This is a genomic window from Hymenobacter sp. DG25B (genome assembly GCF_000801315.1).
GTDB lineage: Bacteria > Bacteroidota > Bacteroidia > Cytophagales > Hymenobacteraceae > Hymenobacter.
The window spans coordinates 141,412-162,997 of record NZ_CP010054.1; the positions used below are offsets into that span (position 1 = coordinate 141,412).

22 protein-coding genes are annotated in these 21,586 nt (G+C 58.7%); 11 read left to right on the forward strand and 11 right to left on the reverse strand.

Annotated elements, in window-relative coordinates; translation table 11 throughout:
* Positions 1-14 precede the first annotated feature (14 nt).
* From rpmB to PK28_RS00665, 3 genes are all read right to left on the reverse strand, one after another.
* Positions 15-254, reverse strand: coding sequence for a 50S ribosomal protein L28 (gene rpmB / locus PK28_RS00655; protein ID WP_044015540.1), 240 nt, complete (start codon positions 252-254; stop codon positions 15-17).
* A 97-nt stretch (positions 255-351) separates the two neighbouring features.
* Positions 352-540, reverse strand: coding sequence for a C1orf53 family protein (locus tag PK28_RS00660; protein WP_044510393.1), 189 nt, complete (start codon positions 538-540; stop codon positions 352-354).
* Positions 541-927 (reverse strand): RidA family protein, encoded by a 387-nt coding sequence (locus PK28_RS00665; RefSeq protein WP_044510396.1) that lies wholly within the window; start codon positions 925-927, stop codon positions 541-543.
* A gap of 108 nt (positions 928-1,035) precedes the next feature.
* Between PK28_RS00665 and PK28_RS00670 the strand changes: the two genes are divergently transcribed.
* From PK28_RS00670 to hemB, 5 genes are all read left to right on the forward strand, one after another.
* Complete coding sequence (locus PK28_RS00670; RefSeq protein WP_082016887.1) at positions 1,036-1,551, forward strand: DUF2314 domain-containing protein; 516 nt, start codon at positions 1,036-1,038, stop codon at positions 1,549-1,551.
* Between the two features lie 71 nt (positions 1,552-1,622).
* Positions 1,623-2,873 (forward strand): ornithine--oxo-acid transaminase, encoded by a 1,251-nt coding sequence (gene rocD / locus PK28_RS00675; RefSeq protein ID WP_082016888.1) that lies wholly within the window; start codon positions 1,623-1,625, stop codon positions 2,871-2,873.
* 73 nt (positions 2,874-2,946) lie between these two features.
* Complete coding sequence (locus PK28_RS00680) at positions 2,947-3,474, forward strand: hypothetical protein (RefSeq protein WP_044510401.1); 528 nt, start codon at positions 2,947-2,949, stop codon at positions 3,472-3,474.
* 15 nt (positions 3,475-3,489) lie between these two features.
* Positions 3,490-4,026 carry a hypothetical protein gene (locus PK28_RS00685; RefSeq protein ID WP_044510403.1) on the forward strand — a complete coding sequence of 179 codons (537 nt, stop codon included), beginning with the start codon at positions 3,490-3,492 and terminating at the stop codon, positions 4,024-4,026.
* A gap of 66 nt (positions 4,027-4,092) precedes the next feature.
* On the forward strand, positions 4,093-5,085 hold the full coding sequence (hemB, locus tag PK28_RS00690; RefSeq protein WP_044515916.1) for a porphobilinogen synthase: 993 nt from the start codon (positions 4,093-4,095) through the stop codon (positions 5,083-5,085).
* Positions 5,086-5,162: 77 nt separating this feature from the next.
* Here the strand turns inward: hemB and PK28_RS00695 are convergent, their stop codons facing one another.
* The 3 genes from PK28_RS00695 to PK28_RS00700 all read right to left on the reverse strand — a co-directional run bounded on the left by PK28_RS00695 (position 5,163) and on the right by PK28_RS00700 (position 7,337).
* Positions 5,163-5,747, reverse strand: a complete 585-nt coding sequence (locus tag PK28_RS00695; protein WP_048825376.1) for a phosphatase PAP2 family protein — start codon at positions 5,745-5,747, stop codon at positions 5,163-5,165.
* Positions 5,744-5,869, reverse strand: a complete 126-nt coding sequence (locus tag PK28_RS21105) for a hypothetical protein (RefSeq protein ID WP_262489742.1) — start codon at positions 5,867-5,869, stop codon at positions 5,744-5,746. The genes PK28_RS00695 and PK28_RS21105 overlap by 4 nt, the downstream gene beginning before the upstream one ends.
* An 88-nt stretch (positions 5,870-5,957) precedes the next feature.
* Positions 5,958-7,337, reverse strand: a complete 1,380-nt coding sequence (locus PK28_RS00700; protein WP_044510411.1) for an APC family permease — start codon at positions 7,335-7,337, stop codon at positions 5,958-5,960.
* A 94-nt stretch (positions 7,338-7,431) separates the two neighbouring features.
* Between PK28_RS00700 and PK28_RS00705 the strand changes: the two genes are divergently transcribed.
* The 4 genes from PK28_RS00705 (at position 7,432) to PK28_RS00720 (ending at position 11,492) form a co-directional block, all read left to right on the forward strand.
* Positions 7,432-8,364: a cation diffusion facilitator family transporter gene (locus tag PK28_RS00705; RefSeq protein ID WP_044510413.1), complete on the forward strand. Its 933-nt coding sequence runs from the start codon at positions 7,432-7,434 to the stop codon at positions 8,362-8,364.
* 143 nt (positions 8,365-8,507) lie between these two features.
* Positions 8,508-9,449 (forward strand): cation diffusion facilitator family transporter, encoded by a 942-nt coding sequence (locus tag PK28_RS00710; protein WP_044510416.1) that lies wholly within the window; start codon positions 8,508-8,510, stop codon positions 9,447-9,449.
* A gap of 94 nt (positions 9,450-9,543) precedes the next feature.
* Entirely contained in the window at positions 9,544-10,752 is a 1,209-nt protein-coding gene (locus PK28_RS00715; protein ID WP_044510418.1) for a hypothetical protein, read from the forward strand.
* Between the two features lie 26 nt (positions 10,753-10,778).
* Positions 10,779-11,492, forward strand: a complete 714-nt coding sequence (locus PK28_RS00720) for a phospholipase D-like domain-containing protein (RefSeq protein ID WP_044510420.1) — start codon at positions 10,779-10,781, stop codon at positions 11,490-11,492.
* A 15-nt stretch (positions 11,493-11,507) separates the two neighbouring features.
* On the opposite strand, the gene PK28_RS00725 is transcribed toward PK28_RS00720, so the two are convergent.
* Complete coding sequence (locus PK28_RS00725; RefSeq protein WP_044510426.1) at positions 11,508-12,380, reverse strand: alpha/beta hydrolase; 873 nt, start codon at positions 12,378-12,380, stop codon at positions 11,508-11,510.
* A gap of 292 nt (positions 12,381-12,672) precedes the next feature.
* Between PK28_RS00725 and PK28_RS00730 the strand changes: the two genes are divergently transcribed.
* Positions 12,673-13,377, forward strand: coding sequence for a DUF6089 family protein (locus PK28_RS00730; RefSeq protein ID WP_156126180.1), 705 nt, complete (start codon positions 12,673-12,675; stop codon positions 13,375-13,377).
* A gap of 86 nt (positions 13,378-13,463) precedes the next feature.
* On the opposite strand, the gene PK28_RS00735 is transcribed toward PK28_RS00730, so the two are convergent.
* Positions 13,464-15,464: a M4 family metallopeptidase gene (locus tag PK28_RS00735; protein ID WP_052430501.1), complete on the reverse strand. Its 2,001-nt coding sequence runs from the start codon at positions 15,462-15,464 to the stop codon at positions 13,464-13,466.
* A 294-nt stretch (positions 15,465-15,758) separates the two neighbouring features.
* Positions 15,759-18,188, reverse strand: a complete 2,430-nt coding sequence (locus tag PK28_RS00740) for a M4 family metallopeptidase (protein ID WP_044515924.1) — start codon at positions 18,186-18,188, stop codon at positions 15,759-15,761.
* 274 nt (positions 18,189-18,462) lie between these two features.
* On the opposite strand from PK28_RS00740, the gene PK28_RS00745 reads away from it, so the two are divergent.
* The gene (locus tag PK28_RS00745) at positions 18,463-19,230 is read left to right on the forward strand and encodes an SDR family oxidoreductase (RefSeq protein ID WP_044510429.1); all 768 of its coding nucleotides are present in this window, start codon (positions 18,463-18,465) and stop codon (positions 19,228-19,230) included.
* Here the strand turns inward: PK28_RS00745 and PK28_RS00750 are convergent.
* Together PK28_RS00750 and PK28_RS00755 are read right to left on the reverse strand one after the other, a co-directional pair.
* The gene (locus PK28_RS00750) at positions 19,178-20,101 is read right to left on the reverse strand and encodes an ATP-grasp domain-containing protein (protein ID WP_044510432.1); all 924 of its coding nucleotides are present in this window, start codon (positions 20,099-20,101) and stop codon (positions 19,178-19,180) included. The two genes, PK28_RS00745 and PK28_RS00750, sit on opposite strands and share 53 nt — an antisense overlap.
* A gap of 41 nt (positions 20,102-20,142) precedes the next feature.
* Complete coding sequence (locus PK28_RS00755) at positions 20,143-21,459, reverse strand: amidohydrolase (protein WP_044510434.1); 1,317 nt, start codon at positions 21,457-21,459, stop codon at positions 20,143-20,145.
* Between the last annotated feature and the right edge of the window lie 127 nt (positions 21,460-21,586).

Genomic DNA, 21,586 nt, shown 5'->3' on the forward strand with positions numbered 1-21,586 from the left:
AACTTCCAAAAAAACTAGTAAACGATGAAGCCCTGCTCTTTCGCCTTCTTCAGGACCGACATAATGCCGTTCTTGTTGATAGTGCGGATAGTGCTGGTTGCTACTTTCAAAGTAACCCAAGCATCCTCTTCGGGGATGTAGAAGCGCTTCTTCTGCAGGTTCGGATAGAACTTGCGCTTGGTCTTGTTGTTGGCGTGCGAAACGTTGTTGCCTACGCGGGTACGCTTGCCGGTCAGATCACAAACTCGGGCCATGATATAGAGGGACTTGAAGGTTTCAGTGCTTGAAAAAGGGACGCAAATATCGGTATAACTTCGATAGTAACAAACCCAAAGGCTGAAAAATAGCGGGTTAGCTCTGTTTTGGGCCGCTGGAGGGCTTCTTGGCGCTGCCGCCCGCCTTCCAGGGGCAGTGCCGGCAGCCGCTGCCGCAGCAGGTGCCGCGCCGCAAGTGATACTGCTCCGTGAAGACCAGGTAGCCCTGGGGCGTGAAGTAATAGTCGCCGGGCTGCAGGGGCTGTGGGGCGGTTGGCGCGGCCATTTAGGAGTTGGCAGCCAGCTCGGCAATGCACTCAATTTCCACCAGCGCATCCAGGGGCAGTCGGGATACTTCCACGGTACTGCGGGCCGGGCGGTGCTCGCCAAATACCTCCGCGTAGGTGGCATTCATGCGGGGAAAGTCGGCGAAGTTTTTCAGAAAGACGGTGGTTTTTACCACGTTCTGCAGACTGAGGCCTTTGCTGGCGAGTACCGTGGCGAGGTTGTGCAGGGCCTGGCGGGTCTGCTCCTCAATAGTAGTAGCCTCAATGCGCATGGTGGCGGGTACCACCGGCGTTTGGCCGGAGCAGAATACCAGGCCATTGCTGACGATGGCTTGCGCATAGGGACCAATGGCCTGGGGCGCGTCGGGGTGATGCAGGGTTTCCATTGCCGGTAAAGATACTAGCTCCCGGCGGTGGAGCCAGGTTACAGCGGGCGGCTTTTTTGTAGTTTAGGGAGCCGAACTCCTGTCCTCTAACCTATTGCTCCGTTTTGTATGCGCGTATGTTCTCCTTCTTCTCTAGTACTCGGGGCGCTGGCCGCAGCCCTGCTGGTTTTCGCGGCGCCGGCCCAGGCCCAAAAAGCACCGACGAAGTCACCTACCGATATGCCCGCCCGACTGGTGGGCACAGAGCTGGCCGCCATTGTGCATGATGTGGATGCTACCCTGGCCCAGCCCATCCGCCAGGCGCGGCAAAAGCTGTCCTCCGTGAAAAAGCGGTATGCTGCCGGGCTGCCCGCAGGCCAGACGCTCTACCTCACCACGCGCATTTTCGACTCCGACGGGCAGTTTGAGCAGGTTTTCGTGCGCGTCAGCAGCTGGCAGGACAAAATAGTAACCGGCACGCTGGCCAACAAGCTGGAAGCCGTGCACGAGTATCAGCCTAACCAGTCTATTACCTTCCCCGAGCAAGCCGTGCTCGACTGGACCATTACCGCCGCTGATGGACAGGAAGAAGGCAACTACGTGGGCAAGTTCATTGACCGCCTGCAAAGCAAAGGCAAGGAATAAGTACCGGTGCTCTCCGCCCTTTTCCGTAATTTCGGGCAACTGATTCCTGCTATTTTCCAAAACTCAAGCATATGGAAACCACCTCCCCTACCGCCACCCAGACCCGCAGCCAGCAGCTGATGGCCCTCGAAGACCAGTATGGCGCCCATAACTACCACCCGCTGCCCGTGGTGCTCAACCGGGGCGAGGGCGTGCACCTGTGGGATGTGGAAGGCAAGCACTATTACGATTTCCTATCCGCTTATTCCGCTGTAAACCAGGGCCATTGCCACCCGCGCATCATCGGGGCCATGACGGAGCAGGCCCAGAAGCTCACGCTCACCTCCCGCGCCTTCTTCAACGACCAGTTGGGCGCCGCCGAAAAGCAGCTTTGCGAGCTATTCAACTACGATAAGGCGCTGCTAATGAACTCCGGCGCCGAGGCCGTGGAAACCGCCCTGAAGCTGGCCCGCAAGTGGGGCTACCAGGAAAAAGGCATTGCGCCCAACATGGCCCGCATCATTGTGGCCGAGCATAACTTCCACGGCCGCACCACCGGCATCATCTCCTTCAGCACCGACCCCGACAGCACCGGCGGCTTCGGCCCCTACACGCCCGGCTACCAGGTAGTGCCCTATGATGATCTGGAAGCGCTGGAGGAAGCCGTGCGGGACCCGCACGTGTGCGCTTTCCTGGTAGAGCCCATTCAGGGCGAAGCCGGCGTGATGGTACCATCCGATGGTTACCTGGCCAAGGCGCACGAAATCTGCAAAGCCCACAACGTGCTATTTATTGCCGATGAGATTCAGACCGGCCTGGGCCGCACCGGCGAGCTGCTGGCCACCTGCTACGAAGGCGTGCACGCCGATATTCTGGTGCTGGGCAAAGCCCTGAGCGGCGGGGCCATGCCCGTGTCGGCGGTGCTGGCGCGCAATGAGATTATGCTCACCATTCAGCCCGGGCAGCACGGCTCCACGTTTGGCGGCAACCCGCTGGCCTGCGCCGTAATGCGCGCCGCCCTGGATGTGCTGCTGGATGAAAAACTGACCGAAAACGCCCGCGCCATGGGCGAGGTATTCCGGGAGCGGATGCGCCGCGTGCAGGCTAAGCGCCCCGAGGTAGTGGAGCTGGTGCGCGGCAAAGGCCTGCTGAATGCCGTAGTCATCAAGCCCCACGCCGACGGCCGCACCGCCTGGGACGTGTGCGTGACCCTGATGGAGCGCGGCGTGCTGGCCAAGCCCACCCACGGCGACATCATCCGCTTCGCGCCGCCGCTGGTTATCAACGAAGAGCAGCTGCACGAAGCCTGCGACATCATTGAGCAGACTATTCTGGAGTTTTAACCTGAGAACTTTTCTTGGTTTTCACGTAAGAAGCGGGCCGTCCTTCTCCGGGCGGGCCGCTTCTTTTTTGCCGATGAACTCAACCGCTACCAAGTATTGCCTGTTGCTGCCGCTGGCGCTGCTCCTGAGCTGCCGCAGCGAAAAAGCCGCCTTTCAGTTTACGCCCGCCACTATCGTGGCCGTTGCCGCGCCGGAGGAGGCCACCGCTACCGCCGACAGCGGCCTGGCCACGCCAATGCTGCCTGCCACCCCGGCCAGAACTTCATTAGTACCTCAAAGCGCTCCGGTTGCTGCACCAACTTCTCAGGCCGCCAGCCGCCGCGTGCGCCATGCCCGCCCGCTGCTACAGCAGAAAACGCAGGCTTCGCCGCGTCGCGCTGCCCGCCCGCTGGAAAAGGGAGAGCCGGAAAACAAGGTGTGGCACCTGGTGCTGGGCGGGGCGCTGGTGGTAGGCGGCGTAGTAGCCGGGCTCCTGCTGGGCGGCTGGCTGGGGCTGGGGGTGGGCGCGGTCGGGGTGCTGCTGGGCTACTATTTTGTGGTGTTGGGTATTGGCGGCCCGCACGCCTGGCTGGGCGTTTTTCAGGAATGCTTTAATATGTAGGCCTATATTCAGGCGATGAGCGACAAGCTGTATTCCTGGATAGTTATTGGCCTGATGGCTGGCGTAGGAGTAGGTTGCCGCAGTCAGCAAGCGGCTTTTTCCTTCCGCGCCCAAACGCAATTGTCAGCTGCTCTCTACCCCGCCCAGGCATTACCTGCGGCAAGTCCGGTGCAAGGGCACCTGCCTTTCTCAGCGCGCTTTCAGCCGGCGTTCCGGCTAGCGGGTAGGCACAAGGCTTCTGCCGCTGCGGGTAGAATTGCCACACCATCCAGGCAAATTTTACAGGCTGCTTCTCCTCGCCATCTGCTGCCGGTTAATAATCCCCAAAGGCTTCACTCCACCGTCAGCCCCTCTCTAAAAGGTCCTGCCCACACTACATCCCCCAAAGGTGATTTATTACAGGTTCTCGCAACGCTGCTATTCATCGGAGGCATTGTGCTGGGGATAATTATGGGCGGGTGGGCCGGATTCGGGCTTTTCGTCCTTTGTAGTCTGGCGGCTTTGGTACTTGCTTTCTGGGGTGGTTTTATCATTGATGGCAACTTACCCTGAGGCCCGCGGCTGCAACCTTATCTTTGCCGGCGTTGTTCTGCTCTGTTGTCAATTCTGATTGTAGCTATGCCTATTCTTCCCTCGCACCGTCCGCGGCGCAACCGTAAGTCCGAAGTTATCCGCAATATGGTCCAGGAGACCAACCTGGCGGTGCAGGATTTCATTTACCCGGTCTTTCTGATTGAAGGCCAGAATCAGCAGATTGAAATTCATTCCATGCCGGGTATCTACCGGCACTCCGCCGACCGGCTTATCGACGAAATTGGGAAGTGCGTAGAGCTGGGCATCAAGTCCTTCGCCCCATTCCCCGGTATCAACGATGCGCTGAAAGACCGGCTGGCCCGTGAATCAGCTAACCCCGAAGGCCTCTACCTGAAAACCATAGCTGACATTAAGCGCCAGTTCCCGGATGTGGTGCTGATGACCGACGTGGCCATGGACCCCTACTCTTCCGATGGCCACGACGGCGTGGTAGACCCCGAGTCGGGGGAGATTTTGAACGATGCTTCTCTGGAAGTGCTGGGCCAGATGGCCCTGGCGCAGGCCCGCGCCGGCGCTGATATCATCGGCCCCTCGGATATGATGGATGGCCGCGTGGCCTGGATTCGGGAGGTGCTCGACAGCAATGCCTTCACCAACGTGAGCATCATGAGCTACACGGCCAAGTACGCTTCCGCTTTCTACGGCCCCTTCCGCGACGCGCTGGACTCAGCCCCGAAAAAAGGCGACAAAAAAACCTACCAGATGAACCCCGCCAACCGCCGCGAGGCCCTGCGCGAGCTGGCCCTGGACGAGCAGGAAGGCGTCGATATGGTGATGATTAAGCCCGCCTTGAGCTACCTGGACGTGATTCGGGAAGTGCGCGACCATACGCAGCTGCCGGTTACGGCCTACAACGTATCGGGCGAGTACGCCATGATTAAAGCCGCCGCCCAGCAGGGCTGGCTGGATGGTGAGCGAACCATGATGGAGGTGCTGCTGAGCATTAAGCGCGCTGGCGCCGACGCCATCCTCACCTACTTCGCCAAAGAAGCCGCCCAGGTACTGCGCCGGGGCTAATTATTCTTACAGCCACGTTACTTCACAAAAAAGCCTCCGTGAAAACGGGGGCTTTTTTGTAGGTTAAAAACGGAGGGTTAATGGGTGCCAAAGAGGAAAACGGCAATCTGCCGGACCTCTTCAAACATGGCGCCTACCTGGTAGGTGATGACGAACAAACCGACGTAGAATATACTGGGATACTGCTTGCCCAGGGTGAGAATGGGCGCAAATAGCCTATTGAGCACATAAGGGCGCGTAGTGAGCCAGACACACGATGCCCCGATAAGACCACCCGCCAGGATATCGGTGGGGTTGTGCACGCCAATATAGATGCGGGGCAGGCACACGAACAGCACCACGTAGCCCAGTACCAGCAAGCCAATGCGCCGATTAATCAGCAGAATGCCGGTGGAAAGGGCCAGTACCAGCGTGGCCGTGTCGCTGGGCATGGAGTTTACATCGTTGAAGGAGGAGGAGGTTTTGCTGCGCCAGTCGGCAATGGGGTTTACAAATTTCAGCTCCTTGTTATACAAGGGCCGCACCCGGAAGGGCAGCACGTGCACCAGCACCCGCGCCACAAACATGGCCAGCAAACCGCCCACCAGCGTGGCCAGCAGCATTTGCCGCACATATATCCGGTTGGGCGTGTGCTGATAAAACCAGAGAAACCAGAACGTCATGGCCACAATGCCCCCTTCAGCAGGTTATTGAACACAAACAGGTTCACCAGCGAGTCGAAGAAATCGGATTGGCGGGCAAACTGGTTTACAAAGGTGATAATGTGATAATCGAATGCATTCATGGCTTTTAGGCTAAGGAGCTCCAGTAACTCTTAGCACTAAAATAATGATAGTAATAATTTTTACAAATAAAATACAATAAATTCTTTTCTAGCTCTCCTTTTCGCTTGTTACAGCCGGCGCGAAGGGCCAGCGCTGCAGCTTGCGGCTCCACAGCAGAAAAGCCACGCAGCCCGCGGCTATAACTGCCAGCGCCGAGGCTATAAGCTGCAGGCCGGTGCTCCAGAAAATCAGCAGCCACACCACTATGGCCAGTACCACGGGCAAAGGGTATAAGGGCATGCGGAAGGGCAGCCCCGTAGTGCCGCGTCGGCGGCGCAGCAGCACCAGGCCAATAGCCTGCCCCACAAACTGTATCAGAATGCGCATGGCCAGAATGGCGCTGATAACCTCGGCCAGCCGGAACAGCAGGCTGAATACAAACCCCAACCCGCCCAGAATCAGCAGCGAAACGTAGGGAAACTGCTTGGTGGGATGCAGGCGCCCGAAGATGGGTAGAAACTCGCCATCGGCAGCGGCGGCGTACGGAATGCGCGAGTACCCCAGCAGTACGGCAAACAGGGAAGCAAACGCTACCCACAGCACCAAAGCCGTGGCCGCTTTGGCCGCCATGGCCCCGTACAGCCGCTCCACAAACGTGCTGACGATAAACTCCGAATGCTGCGCCTCCTGCCAGGGAATAACGGTGCCCACGCTCCAGTTCAGCAGCAGATACAGCGCCGTAATGCCCAGAATGCTGAGGAAGATGCTGCGCGGTATCAGCTTGTGCGGCTCGCGCACCTCGCCGCCCAGGTGGCACACGTTGTAGTAGCCCAGGTAGCTGTAAATGGTTTTCACGGCCGCCTGCCCCATAGCCGCCGAGAGCAGCAAACCCGGCACCGCCGACCACCCTCCGGCCGGCAGCCAGGCCACCGGATGCGTGGCGTGCGTGAGGCCGCCAAAAATCAGCCAGGCCATCAGGCCCAGCACGCCCACCCACAACAGCACGCCCAGGCGGCCAATATCCTCAATGCGGCGGTAGAGCAGCAGCACCAGCAGCAGTACCACCGTGCCGCTCACCAGCTTGGGCTGCCACCAGGCCGTGAGCGGCACCAAATAGCCGAAATACTGCGCAAAGCCAATGGCACCGGAGGCCAGCACCAGCGGGGCCTGCACCAGGGTTTGCCACACATATAGGAACGACATGAGCCGACCCCATTTATGCTCGCCATAAGCTAGCTTCAGAAACCGGTAGGAGCCGCCGGCTTCCGGGTAGGCAGCGCCCAGCTCACTCCAGATCAGGCCATCTACCACGGCCAGCCCGGCCCCTACCAGCCAGGCCAGCAAAAAGTAGGGCCCCATCAGGCCCATCACCAGCGGCAGCGTAACAAAAGGGCCAATGCCCACCATGTCAATCATGTTGAGGGCAGTGGCTTGCACCAGGCCCAGGCGGCGGCTTAAGGTAGGAACGGGGGGTAACGGTGCTGACATAGAAAAGCAAAAGTGGGCTAAAGGTGCATTATTCCGCGGCATCTTCTAACTCCGGCCCGGCCGGTGCGTACCAGTGAACACAAACCTTGGTGAAATGGCCGGAAATTCTTCTTCCAGACTTGTCGTGTATGGGGCCATTGGGGCCAATATGGCCATTGCGCTTTCCAAATTTATAGCGGCCTTTTTCACCGGCTCCTCGGCCATGCTCTCGGAGGGTATTCACTCCCTGGTAGACAGCGGCAATGGCCTGCTGATTCTGTGGGGACTGAAGCGCAGCGAGGCCCCACCCGATGCCCGGCACCCCTTTGGGCATAGCAAGGAGCTGTACTTCTGGACGGTGATTGTGGCCGTGCTGGTGTTTTCGGTGGGTGGCGGCTTATCCCTGTACAAAGGCTGGGAGCACATCAAACAGCCTGCTCCCCTCTCCGACCCTACCTGGAACTATTGGGTACTGGGCCTGGCTATGCTTTTTGAGGGAATAGCCTGCTTTATGGCGTTCCGCGAATTCCAGAAAACCCGCGGCAGTCAGGGATTCTGGAAAGCCCTGCGGGCCAGCCGCGACCCCGCCGTTTTTGCCATTCTGCTGGAAGACCTGGCTGCCCTGCTGGGTTTGGTTATCGCCCTGGCCGGTATCTTTTTCGGGCACCTGCTGAACAACGTGTATCTGGATGGTGCGGCCTCTATGGCCATTGGGGTGCTGCTCATCTTCATGGCCATTTTTATGCTGCGCGAAACCAAAGGGCTACTGGTGGGTGAAGGAGTAGATGCCCCCACCCTGGCCAGCCTGCGGGACCTTACCGCCGCCGACCCGGATGTAACCCTGCTGCGCAATCCGCTGTCTATGTACCTGGGCCCGCAGGATGCCATGCTGGCTCTGGATGTTCAGTTCCGGCAGGATATGACAGTGGCAGAGGTAGAGCAGAGCGTGCAGCGCCTGCAGGACGCCATCCGGGACCAACACCCCGAGTTTCAACGCATCTTTATTGAGGCTAAAACATTAGGGTCTGAACCCTATATTGCCCGCTAAGGAGCCGTTGATTGCAATAGGAGGCTGCCGTCTGCTGGTCTATTATTTTTTGTTTCATCCTGTAATTTTCTGCCCGCTGGCTGCCCTTCCCTCCTCTTGTTTTGGAGCGGCGCGCAGCCAGGCGTCATTACTTTTCCGCTTCCATGGCCAACCCCAGTTCCTCAAAAACCGCCCTCTACGGTGGCTTAATTGCTAACATTGGCATTGCGCTCAGCAAATTTGTGGCCGCCTACTTCACCCGCAGCTCGGCTATGCTCTCGGAAGGTATTCACTCCCTGGTAGACAGCGGCAACGCCGTGCTGCTGCTCCATGGGGTAAACCAGAGTCAGAAACCGGCCGATGCCCGCCACCCTTTCGGGCGCTCCAAAGAGCTGTATTTCTGGGGCCTGATTGTGGCCGTACTGATTTTCGCCATTGGCGGCGGCATGTCTTTCTACGAAGGCATCAAGCACATTGAGCACCCCGAGCCCCTCACCGACCCGCTCTGGAACTACATTGTGCTGGGCGTGGCTATTGGCTTTGAGGGCTGGGCCTACTGGCTGGCAGTGCGTGCCTTGAAAGAGGCTGCCAACGGCAGCACCGACGGGCTCTGGACAATGCTGCGCCAAAGCAAAGACCCGGCAGTGTTTGCCTCTGTAATGGAAAACCTGGCCGCCCTGCTGGGCCTGGTGTTTGCGCTGGCCGGCGTGTTTTTGGGGCATCAACTCAACAACCCCTATCTGGACGGGGCCGCCTCCATTGCCATTGGCTTGCTGCTGATGCTGGTGGCCGTATTCCTGGTAAGCCGCACCAAAGGCCTGCTGGTGGGCGAGGGCGTGGATGCGGAAACCCTGCGGGGCATGCAGGTTATTGCCCGCAGCCAGCCCGATGTAGAGCACATTGCGCCTCCCCTCACCATGTACCTGGGCCCGCAGGATGTCATGATGGCCTTGGATGTGGAGTTCCGGAACGACCTGACCGCCGAGGAAGTAGAAGAAGCCATTGACCAGCTACAGGATGCCATTAAGGGCCAGTACCCGTTTGTGAAGCGCATTTTTGTGGAGGCCAAAGCTGTATCGGCCCGGGGGCGGCGCATTCTGAAATAGGAACGGGTTTAACCTTCCGGCTTCTTTCCCGGTACATAGTCTCTAATGCCCGCGCCTGACCGGCGCAGCATTTCTGTTCACCTAGAGTAAAGCTATGACTGCATCTACGTTTGCTGGAAGCCCGTTTCAATCCTTCTGGATGGGCGGCTACGAATGCACCGATCAACTCAACGCCTTCGGTCACCGCGTCGACTTCCTGACTACCACCGGGCACCTGCAGCTGATTAATGAGGATTACCAGCAGCTGGCCCCCTTCGGTATTCGCACGGTGCGGGAAGGCATCCGCTGGAGCCAGGTAGAAAAAACCCCGTATACCTACGACTGGAGCACGGTGCAGCACCTGCTGGAAGCCGGCCGCCACCAGCATATTCAGCAGATCTGGGACTTGTGCCACTTTGGTTACCCCGACGACCTGACGCCCCTGCACCCCTTGTTTGCGCGGCGCTTTGCCCACCTGTGCCGGGCTTTTGTGGCCTTCTACCGCAGCCAGCGGCCCGAGGGCGAGTTGATTGTAACGCCTATTAACGAAGTGAGCTTTATGTCCTGGCTGGGCGGCGATGCGCGCGGCACTTCCCCGTATTGCGTGGGCCAGGGTTGGGAAGTGAAATACGGGCTGATGCGCGCCTACATTGAAGGCGTGGCGGCCCTGCGGGAAGCCGACCCTTCCATCCGGATTCTGACCACCGAGCCGCTGGTAAACGTGGTGCCGCCCCTGAATGCCACCCGCCAGGACCTGCGCCGGGCCCGGGAAATACACGAGTCGCAGTACCAGGCCATGGATATGCTCACCGGCCGCATGTGCCCCGAGCTGGGCGGCCGGCCGGAATATCTGGACATCCTGGGTCTGAACTTCTACTACGATAACCAGTGGGACTCGCATACCAACCACCGGCTGGGCTGGGTAAATGAGCCCTACGATGCGCGCTGGCGCCCCCTTCATTACCTGCTGGGGCAGGCCCACGCCCGCTACGGCCGGCCCCTGGTGCTCTCCGAAACCAGCCATCCCGGCCTTGACCGCCCCCACTGGATCCGGATGGTAGCCGAAGAATGCGCCGAAGCCCTCCGGCAGAGCATACCGTTGTGGGGCGTGTGCATCTACCCCATTCTGGACCGGCCCGACTGGGACTTTCCCGAGCGGGAATGGCACCGGTCTGGTCTCTGGGACGCCGAGCTGTGCCCCGATGGTCCGCCCCGCCGCATTCTGCACGAGCCGTACGCCGCCGCCCTGCTGGAGTCGCAGCAAATTCTGGCACCGGAACTTCAACTGGCTGAAATATCACTTTCTGAGTTAACTATGGCCTAGGCCTTGGCCCCTCGTTTCCATTTCTTATGTCCGTGCTCCCGTCTTCACCCGCTGATCTGCTCACGCTGTTTCACCGTTCCTTTGCCGACAACACTCTCTCAGCAGAAGAAGCCCGGCACCTGCGGGCCCAGCTGGCGGCCCACGGCCCGCACGGTCAGGCCCTGGAGGAGTTCCGGCACCAGCTATTTGCGGTAGTGCGGGAGCGGTTTAACACGTTGCCCGATAAAGCAGCTATTGAGTGGTTGGAAGCAGCCAATGCCTTACTGCTGCCCCCGGCGGAGGATGTCAGCCCACAGTCAGAAGTATACTTTAGCCCTGATGATGATTGCGTGGGCGCTATTCAGCGCTTTATCAAGGAAGCCGAGCAGCGCCTGGATGTGTGCGTGTTTACCGTTTCCGATGACCGGATAACCGATGAGCTGCTGGCGGCCCACCAGCGCGGCGTGCAGCTGCGCCTACTCACCGACAACGACAAGCTTTTCGACCGGGGCTCCGATGTGCGCCAGCTGCACGCGGCCGGCGTGGCCATTCACGTGGACAATACCACCGACCACATGCACCACAAGTTTGCCGTAGCCGATGGCCGCGCCGTGCTGACCGGCAGCTATAACTGGACGCGCTCAGCCTCGCTTTACAACCATGAAAACCTGCTGATTACGGAGGATAGCAACATTGTGCGGCGCTATCAGGCGGAGTTTGAACGACTATGGTCTTCCCTGGGTGCCTTTCAGGGCCAGTAGGGCTACCGGCTCGGCCTATAAGCCCACGAAAGGCCGCAGCTGCCGGTAAATAATATTGTGGTGCCAGAACAGCTGCAGCACCATGGGAATATGGTTTTTGCCCGGCTGCAGGGTATAGCCGGGCGCTTTCCCCAGCTCTTGCAGCCGCTGCCGGAAAGCCTCACTGCTGTGCAGGATAGAAGGATACGTATGGCCGCCCACAAACAGCAGAAAAGGCGGGCTGGCAGCCGTTACGTGGTGCATAGCGGATACCTGCCGCCACCCGGCGGGGTCATTTCCGAAAGACTTCAGGTACTGCCGGTCGCCGGGGTACTGCATCTTTTTCAGGTAGTCATACATATCCAGCCCGGCGGGGTCGTTCAGCACGGCGCCGCGCACCGGGTTTGTGGGGAAGCCCAGCTGCGTAAACAGTGTATTATCCGTAGCCAGCAAAGCGGCCAGTCCGCCGCCCGCGGAGTGCCCCATCAGGAAAATGCGGTTGGGGTCACCGTTGTATTCAGCAATGTGCGCTACCGTCCATTGCACGGCCCGGGCGCAGTCGGCGGCCATGGCGGGCACCTGCACCGCCGGCGAGAGGCGGTAATCAACAATAACAGCTACCATGCCCTGCCGGGCCAGCTCGCGGCCAATAAAGCCGTACTGGCTTTTGCTCCCGCTGTTCCAGTTGCCTCCATGAATAAAGACCACCACGGGGCGTTTGGCCGGGCCTTGTTTGCGGGGCGCATACACATCCAGCTGCTGATGGGCAGCATCAGAGTCAGCGGCCGAGGACGCTACGTAGGGAATATCCCGGGTGCGGAAGCTGGTGCAGGAATTGGCCAAAAGGCCCGTCAGCAGTAAAACCAGAACGGTACGAAGCGCCCGCAGGCGAGAATAAGAAACAAACATAGAAGCGAGAAAAGCCCGGTGGAGGCGTGGCAATGGTACGGGTGATAAGCCTTTACGTAGGGCTTGCACCCTCCGGTTTGCTGATGCTGTTGGTTAGGCGGGGCAAATAGGCCGGTAGCTATTTCAGGAGCCGGACGGGCGAAAGCCGGCGCCAGGGAGTTGCCGCCGCCAATAAAGCCACGGCGGTCAACGTTGGGCAACGACCAGTGCCCGGCTAGCGTATGCCGGGCCAGTATCATGCCTTTTGCCTGTGAGAATTTCCCTGTTGCTACTCAGCACTTTCTGCGCTCTATTGCCTCTTTCTACTGCGTATGCCCAAAGCCCGGGGCATAGTAAGCGTCATTATAATGCTCAGGCCCGCCCCTACTACCGGGGCCCGGTGCGGTTTACGGCCGGCGGTGGCGCGGCTTTTTACAATGGTGATCTGGGCGGCCTGTCCCAGAATTTTATCGGGCCCGCCGGCAGCATCGGCGTGCTGTACATGTGGCACCCGGGCCTGCAGGTGGGGGCCGAATTCTCTGCTTTCCAGATTGGGGCGAAAGACCGGTTGGCTTCCCGCAACGAGTTCAATAACCTGGCCTTCCGGGGGCGCAATGCTTCGCTTATTGCCCAGGTGCGGCTGGGCCTGCTGCGCGACAACGGCGAGTTTGCCGATTCCCATGGCAGCCCGGCCGTGCTGAAACCGTATCTGCGGCTGGGGGTGGGTGGCCTGCTTTACAGTCCCGAATCCTACGAAGGCACCACCCGCCCGGATAATGGCACGACCTTCCTCAGCCCCGAGCGCAACGACTACCCGGCGGTGGCTTTTGTAGCACCGGTGGGGCTGGGCCTTACCGTGCGGGCATCCCGCCGCGTGAACGTTACTACGGAAGCTACATACTTTTTTACCTCTACGGATCAGCTGGATGATGTGAGCACCATCCATAGCGGCAATGCCCAGCACAATGATGGCTACGGCCTGTTGGAGCTAAAGCTGGAGTATGCGCTACGCCCTTAGGCTATAGATTATTCAGCTGGAGAAATATAAAAAAAGGCCCGTTGCAGTAGCAACGGGCCTTTTTTACTTAGAAGTAACAGCCGAAACTATTCTTTCACGAAGCGCTGGTGGAACGTTTGCTCCCCGTTGCTGGCCGATACCATGTACAGGCCTTTGGCCAGGGTGCTGATGTCCAGAACACCATCTCCCTTGTAGCGGGCCGAGGTTACGGTAGCACCGCGCATATCAATTACGCGCACGTTGCTCAGGGTGCCAGCGCCGCGCAGCGACACCGTCAGCTCGTTGGTAGCCGGAACCGGGAACACATCAACACCATTCGCTTTGTTTACCGTGAAGCCGGTGTTGATAGCAGTAGTGCCCGAAGGAGCAGCCACGTTGGCTACTGCGGCCGAGCCAACTCCTACGGCATACCAGGCATTGGTCACCGACTGCTCCTGCACGGAACCGGCACCATACAAATCCTGCGCGGCCTGAATAGTGGCGGTGCGGGCAGAAGCGTAGGTAGCGGAAGCCGTGAGGTACACGCTTTCAGCACGGAAGGCAATTTTGGCCGCCGCATCCATCCCCAGACCGGTTACGGAGAAGGACTGGCCCTTTTCGTTGGTGCCGGTTTTGCCATCGGCAATCAGATAGAACCAGTAGTTCAGCACGCCGGAGTTGGTGTGTACACCACCGTTATCAGAAGTGCCGGTATACCATTTCAAACCCTTGTAATAAGCGGGCTGACCCAGCGAGTTGGGGTCGCTCATGGAGCGCAAAGCCGCCTGCTGCTTGTCGATTTCCTCGCCAATGAGCCAGGTGGACTTCGCTTTTACGCCACCGGACGTAGCGCCCAGATTGGAAACGGCATAAGCCTCTACGCAGGCACCCCAGATATCGGAGAAACCTTCATTCATGGCGCCCGACTCATAGGAGTACGTCAGGTTAGCCGTATTCTCGCACACGGCGTGGCCAATCTCGTGGCCGCACACGTCCATGGCCGTCAGGGGGCGGAAGCGCGAGGCGCCGTCGCCGTAGGTCATGACCGAGCCGTTCCAGTACGCGTTTTCGTAGCTGCGGCTATAGTGCACGTAGCTCTTGATTTTGGCGCCTTTGTTGTCGTAGGAGTTGCGGCCGTGCACGTTCTTCCAGTAGTCGTAGGTAGCCTGGGCACCAAAGTGCGCGTCGCCGGCTACGTTATCGAACGTGGAGTTATTGTATTCAGCAGCCGTCCAGTTGTTGTCGGCATCAATGAAGTCGACGGCGCGCGCATATTGCGTGCCCTTCTTCATGTTGTAGGTTTCAATGCCGAGGCCGCGGGTCAGCTCGCGCAACCGGTAGGAAGTAGCCGAAACCTGCTCATCGGCAAACGAGCGGGTGCCGCTGTAAGCCGTAGCAAAAGTAGCCGTAGCGCCGGCGTGCTTGATGATGTCGTTCTTGGAAATCACCTCACCCGATTGGGCATCCACATACAGGAATGCGCGGCTTACGGGGGCCTGGGCGTATACATCAAACTTGTAGGCCAGGGTAGCTTTGCCAGCGGCTCCTTTGCCCAGGGTGTTGCGCACAATCACCAGCTCGCCCTTAGGCTTGTAGCTGGCGGTGGCATCATTGCTGGACTTTTTGAGGAAGGCTTCTTCCTCGGCATCCTGCCACATAAACTTGCTGGCGCCTACAAAAGCCATGGCCCGGTTCAGGGCCTGCTCTTCGCTCAGGGAAGGAGTGGTCTTCACTTTCTCCATGCCCCGCACCAGGCGGCCGTTAATCAGCTGCACATCGCCCTGACGGGCGTGCAGCAGGTAAGCGCCATTTTCAACCTTAATGCCCTTGTAATACTGCTGGTAGCGCTCGTTCACCATGCCTAGGTCATCCTGGCCAGACTGGGTACGCACCAATGATTCTTCTTTGGAGAGAGCCAGCTGCTCGCGGAACATCTGCTGGGCATCACTCATTTTATAAGACCGACCGGCCCGGAAACTGATCAGCTCGGGCTGACCATCTTCCGAAGTAATACGCTGCTTTACGCGCGAATAATCCTGCGCCTGAGCCGAAAACGAAAGCAGGCCACCCAGCATGAGCAGGGTAGCTACCGAGTACTTTTTTTGCATACAAATGGGGTTGGGGTGATGAAAAAAAGAGTCTGAGCGAAGTGCAGCATGCTAAAGAAAGGGATACTGCTACTTGGCACCATCAATTTAGAAATTGTTTTAATAGGTTCATTAAAATTCGATTAAAATCCATCGAAATTTTTATAGAAGCCTTCCTTTTATTTCAAATTCAACAAACAACTGCCTGTTTGCTGCCCAAAATGGCAAGCATACCGGAAGAGCGTGTGAAATAAAAAAGGCCCGGCGCATGCGCCGGGCCTTTCTACTTAGTTGGCATTACTCTCCCGAGGGAGACTATTGCTTCACAAAACGCTGGTGGAAGGTCTTCTGACCGTCGCTCACCGTTACTACATACATGCCTTTAGCCAGGTTGCTGATGTTCAGCTCACCGTTGCCATCGTAGCGGACACCGGCTACGGCCGCGCCGCGCAGGTCTACTACTTTCACGTTAGTAGCTTTAGCACCACCGGGCAGAGCCAGGCGCAGCGACTCGGAAGCCGGGTTCGGGAATACTTCCAGACCACGGGCACCTGATTTGCTCAGCTTGTCGCCGGTGAGGGTCGTCAGGCCGGCTACTGGCGTAGCTGCCAACGTGCCGCCGGTGATGTTCAGGGAGTAGTCCTCGGTTTCGCCGTAGCTGTAAGAGCCGCAGCTGGTAGTAGCCGAGTTGTCGCTCATGACAATGCGCATGCGGGTTGTGCCCGATTTGGCGGTGGTGGGCACCGTGAAGGTGCTGGTCAGGTTGCCGCTGGTAGCAGCCGAGCCGCCATCCACTTTTTCACCGGCATCGATGAAGTCGCCATCCTGGTTCCAGTCAACATAAATACCCCAGTACTCGGTGTACACCGTAGAAGCGAAGCCACCGCTGATGGTCAGGGTTTGCGAAGAGCCGGCCGCAACCGTAGTGCTCAGGGCCGTGCCATTGTAGTAGCCGGCATCCTTAGACGAAGAGCGGGTGATAGAGCCCAGCTGTACATAGTCAATCCACTCGTAAGCCACGCTGCTGCCCTTGGAAGTGCAATACGTAACCGTGGTTGGGGGAGGAGTAGTGCCACCGCCGGAGTAAGCGGCGCCAACCCCTACGGCATACCAGGCATTGGTCACCGACTGCTCCTGGGTAGAACCTACACCGTACAGATCCTGCGCGGCTTTGATGGTGTAAGTACGAGCGGAAGCGTAGTTAGACGAAGCCGTCAGGTACACGCTTTCGGCACGGTAGGCAATTTTAGCGGCCGTAGTGATGCCCAGACCCGATACCGAGAAGGACAAACCTTTTTCGTTGGTGCCGGTTTTGCCCACCGAAACCAGGTAGAACCAGTAGTTGAGCACGCCCGAGTTAGTATGCACACCGCCGTTGTCGGCAGTACCGGTGTACCACTTCAGGCCTTTATAGTAAGCGGGTTGGCCTTGCGAGTTGGGGTCGCTCATGGAGCGCAAAGCCGCCTGCTGCTTGTCGATTTCCTCGCCAATGAGCCAGGTATTTTTGGCACGAGCACCCGAAGAGCCTACACCCAAAGTAGTTACGGCGTAGTTTTCTACGGAAGCGCCCCAGATATCAGAGAAGCCTTCATTCATGGCACCTGACTCGTTAGAGTACGTCAGGTTAGCGGTTTTTTCGCACACGGCGTGGCCGATTTCGTGGCCGCACACGTCCATGGCCGTCAGGGGGCGGAAGCGCGAGGCGCCGTCGCCGTAGGTCATGACCGAGCCGTTCCAATACGCATTTTCGTAGCCCACACCGTCGCCGGGGGTGTCATCGAAGTGCACGTAGCTCTTGATTTTGGCGCCGGCGTTGTCGTAAGAGTTGCGGCCGTGCACGTTCTTCCAGTAGTCGTAGGTAGCCTGCGCGCCCAAATGCGCGTCGCCGGCTACGTTGTCGAAGTTGGCGTTGTTGTACTCCGACCAGCTGTTGTCAGCATCGGTGAAGTCAACGGCAGCGGTGTAGCTGCTGCCTTTTTTGCAGTTGTAGGTTTCAATACCGAGGCCGCGGGTTACTTCGCGCAGACGGTAGGAGCCGTTATAATAGTCATCGGCCAGGGAGCGGGTGCCGCTGTAGGCCGTAGCGAAGGAAGCCGTGGCAGCCGTGTGCTTGATGATGTCGTTTTTAGAAATCACCTCGCCCGACTGGGCATCTACATAAATGTAAGCGCGGCTCACGGGCTGCTGGGCGTACACATCAAACTTGTAAGCCAGGGTAGCTTTGCCGGTAGTGCCTTTACCCAAGGTGCTGCGCACAATCACCAGCTCGCCTTTCGGCTGGTAGCTGGCATCGTCCTGCCACATGTACTTCTTGGCGCTTACAAACGAGAGGGCGCGGCTCAGGGCCTGCGCTTCGCTCAGGGAAGGCGTGGTGCTGATTTTACCAATGCGCTCCAGCTTGCCGTTGATGGCTTCTACCTCGCCCTGACGGGCGTGCAGCAGATAAACACCATTCTCTACTTTAATGCCTTTGTAGTACTGCTGGTAACGCTCGTTGAGGAGACCAAGCTCGTCTTTGTCGGCCTGGCTGCGCACCAGCACCTCGTCCTTCTGCAGGCCCAGCTGCTCCCGGAACATCTGCTGGGCTTCTGCCAGCTTGTACCCGCGACCAGCGTTAAAGCTGATCAGCTCGGGCTGCCCGTCTTCGGAGGCAATGCGCTGCTTAACACGAACACCATTTTGGGCTTGGGCAAACATAGCGCTGCCAAGCACCAGCAGTGCTACTGCTGGGTATTTCTTTTGCATAATGGTTTGGTTGGGGTGGTGAAAAAATAGAGAAGTCAATCCGTGCAGCGAGAGAGGTAGGCTTTTGCGGATTGGGTGGCCAAACTAGATATTTTTTGCAATATCTTGTATATCAAGCCTATTTTTTTGACAAAATTTTATTTTTTATCCATCAATTCTAATAATGCTATTTTTGTATTTTTTTAATTATTTTAATAAAATTGTAACCTTTTAAGAAGTATTCTATTAGAGTCATTTTACCGTTTACTTCCCGATTCTCTTTATTTTTCTCCTGATGCTGAACCGCTGGAAATTAGATAAAACCGTTGCCGTAGTTACGGGCGCTTCCAAAGGCATTGGCGCCGCCATTGCGGAAGAGTTGATGCAGCTGGGCGCTACCGTGTTAGCGGTAGCCCGCCAGTCGGACGTTCTGCAGCAGCAGGTGCAGGCCTGGCAGGCGCAGGGCCTACCCGCGCACGGCATAGCCGCCGATGTAAGCACGGCCGCTGGCCGCACACAGGTGCGGCAGGCTCTGGCCGACCTTCAACTACCCTGCGGTATTCTGGTGAATAATGTGGGCACCAACATCCGGAAACCCACCGCGGCTTACAGCCCCGAGGAATATCAGTACCTGATGGCTACTAACCTGGAATCAGTATTTGGGATGTGCCAGGAGCTGTACCCTTTGCTACGGGAAACGGCGGGGGCCAGCATTGTCAACGTATCCTCGGTGGCCGGGCTCACGCATGTGCGCACCGGCTCCATCTACGGCATGACGAAAGCCGCCATGCTGCAGCTTACCCGCAACCTGGCGGTGGAGTGGGCTCCGGATGGTATCCGGGTAAATGCGGTGGCGCCCTGGTACATACATACGCCGCTGGCGGCCGGTGTGCTCGGCAACCCGGAGTATTTGCAGCAGGTACTGGACCGCACGCCCATGAAGCGCATTGGCGAACCCGCCGAAGTAGCGGCGGCCGTGGCATTCCTCTGCCTGCCGGCCGCCAGCTACATTACCGGGCAGTGCCTGAGTGTGGATGGGGGCTTTGTGGTGAATGGCTTTTAGCCGCCAGCGCCACCAGCGCCTGCTCGTAGCGCGTCCAGGAGCCGGAGGCGGAGTCCAGGTACAGGAAAGGCTCAATCAGCTCCAGCTCCATCAGCAGGAATTCGCCATTCACCACCACACCATCTACGCGGGCGTACAGGCAGCCGGCACCAAAGCGTTGCATAATGGCATCAGCGGCCTGCTGCACGGCGGCGGGCGGCGTGGTTGGGGCAATGCTGCCGCCCAGGTAGTGCTGCACGCGGAAGTCACCGGACTTAGGCAGCTTCAGTACGCAATGGCTGTAGCGGCCGCCCAGGTAAATCAGCGACCATTCGCCGCCGGTTTGAATCTCGGGCAGGAAGGGTTGGGCCAGAAAATCTTCTTCGGCCAGCAGCGCCGTAAGGTGCGCGGCCTGCTCCATAGCCTGCACCGGGGTCAGCGAGAAGGTGTTTTTAGCGCCACCGCTCACGGCCGGCTTTACAATGAGCTGTTCGGTTTGTAGCCCGGCAAACAGGGTGCCCGGTTGAAACTGGGTGCCGCGGGCCAGCCAGCGGGTGGGCACAATGGGCACGCCGGCTTCCTGCATTTCCAGCAAGTACCGCTTATCGGCGTTCCAGCGCACGGTAGCCACGGGGTTCAGCAGCGGAATTCCTTCGGCCTCCAGGCGGTTCAGCCACTGATAAAACTCCGCCACCCGGTCAAAATAGTCCCACGGCGACTTTAGCACCACGGCCTCATACTGGCCCCAGGCTACGGTTTCATCCGACCAGACCACCACGCTTACCTGGTGGCCCCGGGCGCGCAGGTCGCGCTCCAGCAGCAGGTCTTCGTCTTCAACTGTATCGGCGGCGTAATGCGCTTTGCTGGCGCAGGTTACTAGGGCAAGGTGCATGAGCGATTATATATAAAACGGTGCGACACCGCGCGGGCCGCCTATTTCTTGGAGGTGAGGTAATCAGAGGCCAGGGTAGCTAGGGCTTTTACGCCCAGCGTGAGGCCGCTTTCATCAATAAAGAAGCCGGACGTATGGTGCGGCGCGGTTTCTGAGGGCTTTTTTCCTTTGGGCATGCCGCCCACAAACACAAACAGGCCGGGCACTTTCTCCTGATAGAAGGCAAAGTCCTCGGCCCCGGTTACGGCCTTTTGCAGCACTACGTGCTCGGGGCCGGCTACCTGCCGCAGGGAAGGCAGCATTTGCTCCATCAGGCGCGGGTTGTTGAACGTAACGGGCGCGTAGTTTTCAATTTCTACCTCGGCCGTGGCCCCGGCGCTTTCCGCAATGTTGGTAGCCGTGCGCCGCACCGCCGCCCATATTTTCTGCTGCATATCCTTGTTCAGGGTACGGATGGTGCCGGTAAGCTCTACCTGTTCGGGAATAATGTTGTTGCGCACGCCACCGTGCACCATACCCACCGTGAGTACAGCGGCATCTTCCGTCAGCTCCGTTTGCCGGCTGATGATGGTTTGCAGGCCGGTGATAATCTGGGCGGCGGTAACCACCGGGTCTACGCTCAGCCAGGGATACGCCCCGTGCGCCGATTTGCCTTTCACCGTAATCTTGAAGACATCGGAGCTGGCCATGGTGCCCTCGGGGCGGTATTTCAGGGTACCCACTTCGGTTTGGGCATTGATGTGCACCCCGAAAATGGCATCTACGGTGGGGTTGGTCAGCACCCCTTCCTTCACCATCAGGCGGGCGCCTCCTTCCTCGCCGGGCAGGGAGCCTTCCTCGGCCGGCTGGAAGATAAATTTGACGGTACCCGGTAGGTCTTTCCGCATTTTGCTGAGCACCTCGGCGGCGCCAAGCAGCATGGCTACGTGGGTATCGTGCCCGCAGGCGTGCATTACGCCTACCTGCTGGCCGTTGTAGGTGGCAGTGGCTTTGGAGGCGAAAGGCAGATTGGTGGCTTCCGTTACGGGCAGGGCATCCATATCGGCCCGCAGGGCCACCACCCGGCCGGGCTTGCCGCCGCGCAGGATGCCTACCACGCCGGTGCGCGCCACGCCGGTTTGCACTTCAATACCCAGTTTTTTAAGCTGCTCGGCTACTAGGGCCGCGGTACGGTTTTCCTGATTGCCCAGCTCGGGGTGTTCGTGCAGGTCGCGGCGCCAGCCAATAACCTCCTGCTCGGTATTCTCGGCCAGCTTGCTGATGCGGGGGTGTAGGCTGGCATTCTGCGCCAGAGTGGGCGCCAACGGAGCAATGCCCAGTACGAACGAGGCAACCAGTGGAAAACGAAGTGACTTCATAGAGCAAGTAGATAAGCGGGGTTGAAGATAAAGCGCCGGGGTTGTTCTGCCTAGCGGCACCGTTATATTTGCCCCGGCCTATACTTGGCGCAAAGCCCGGGGCGTTAGCGCATCATCCTCACTTTTT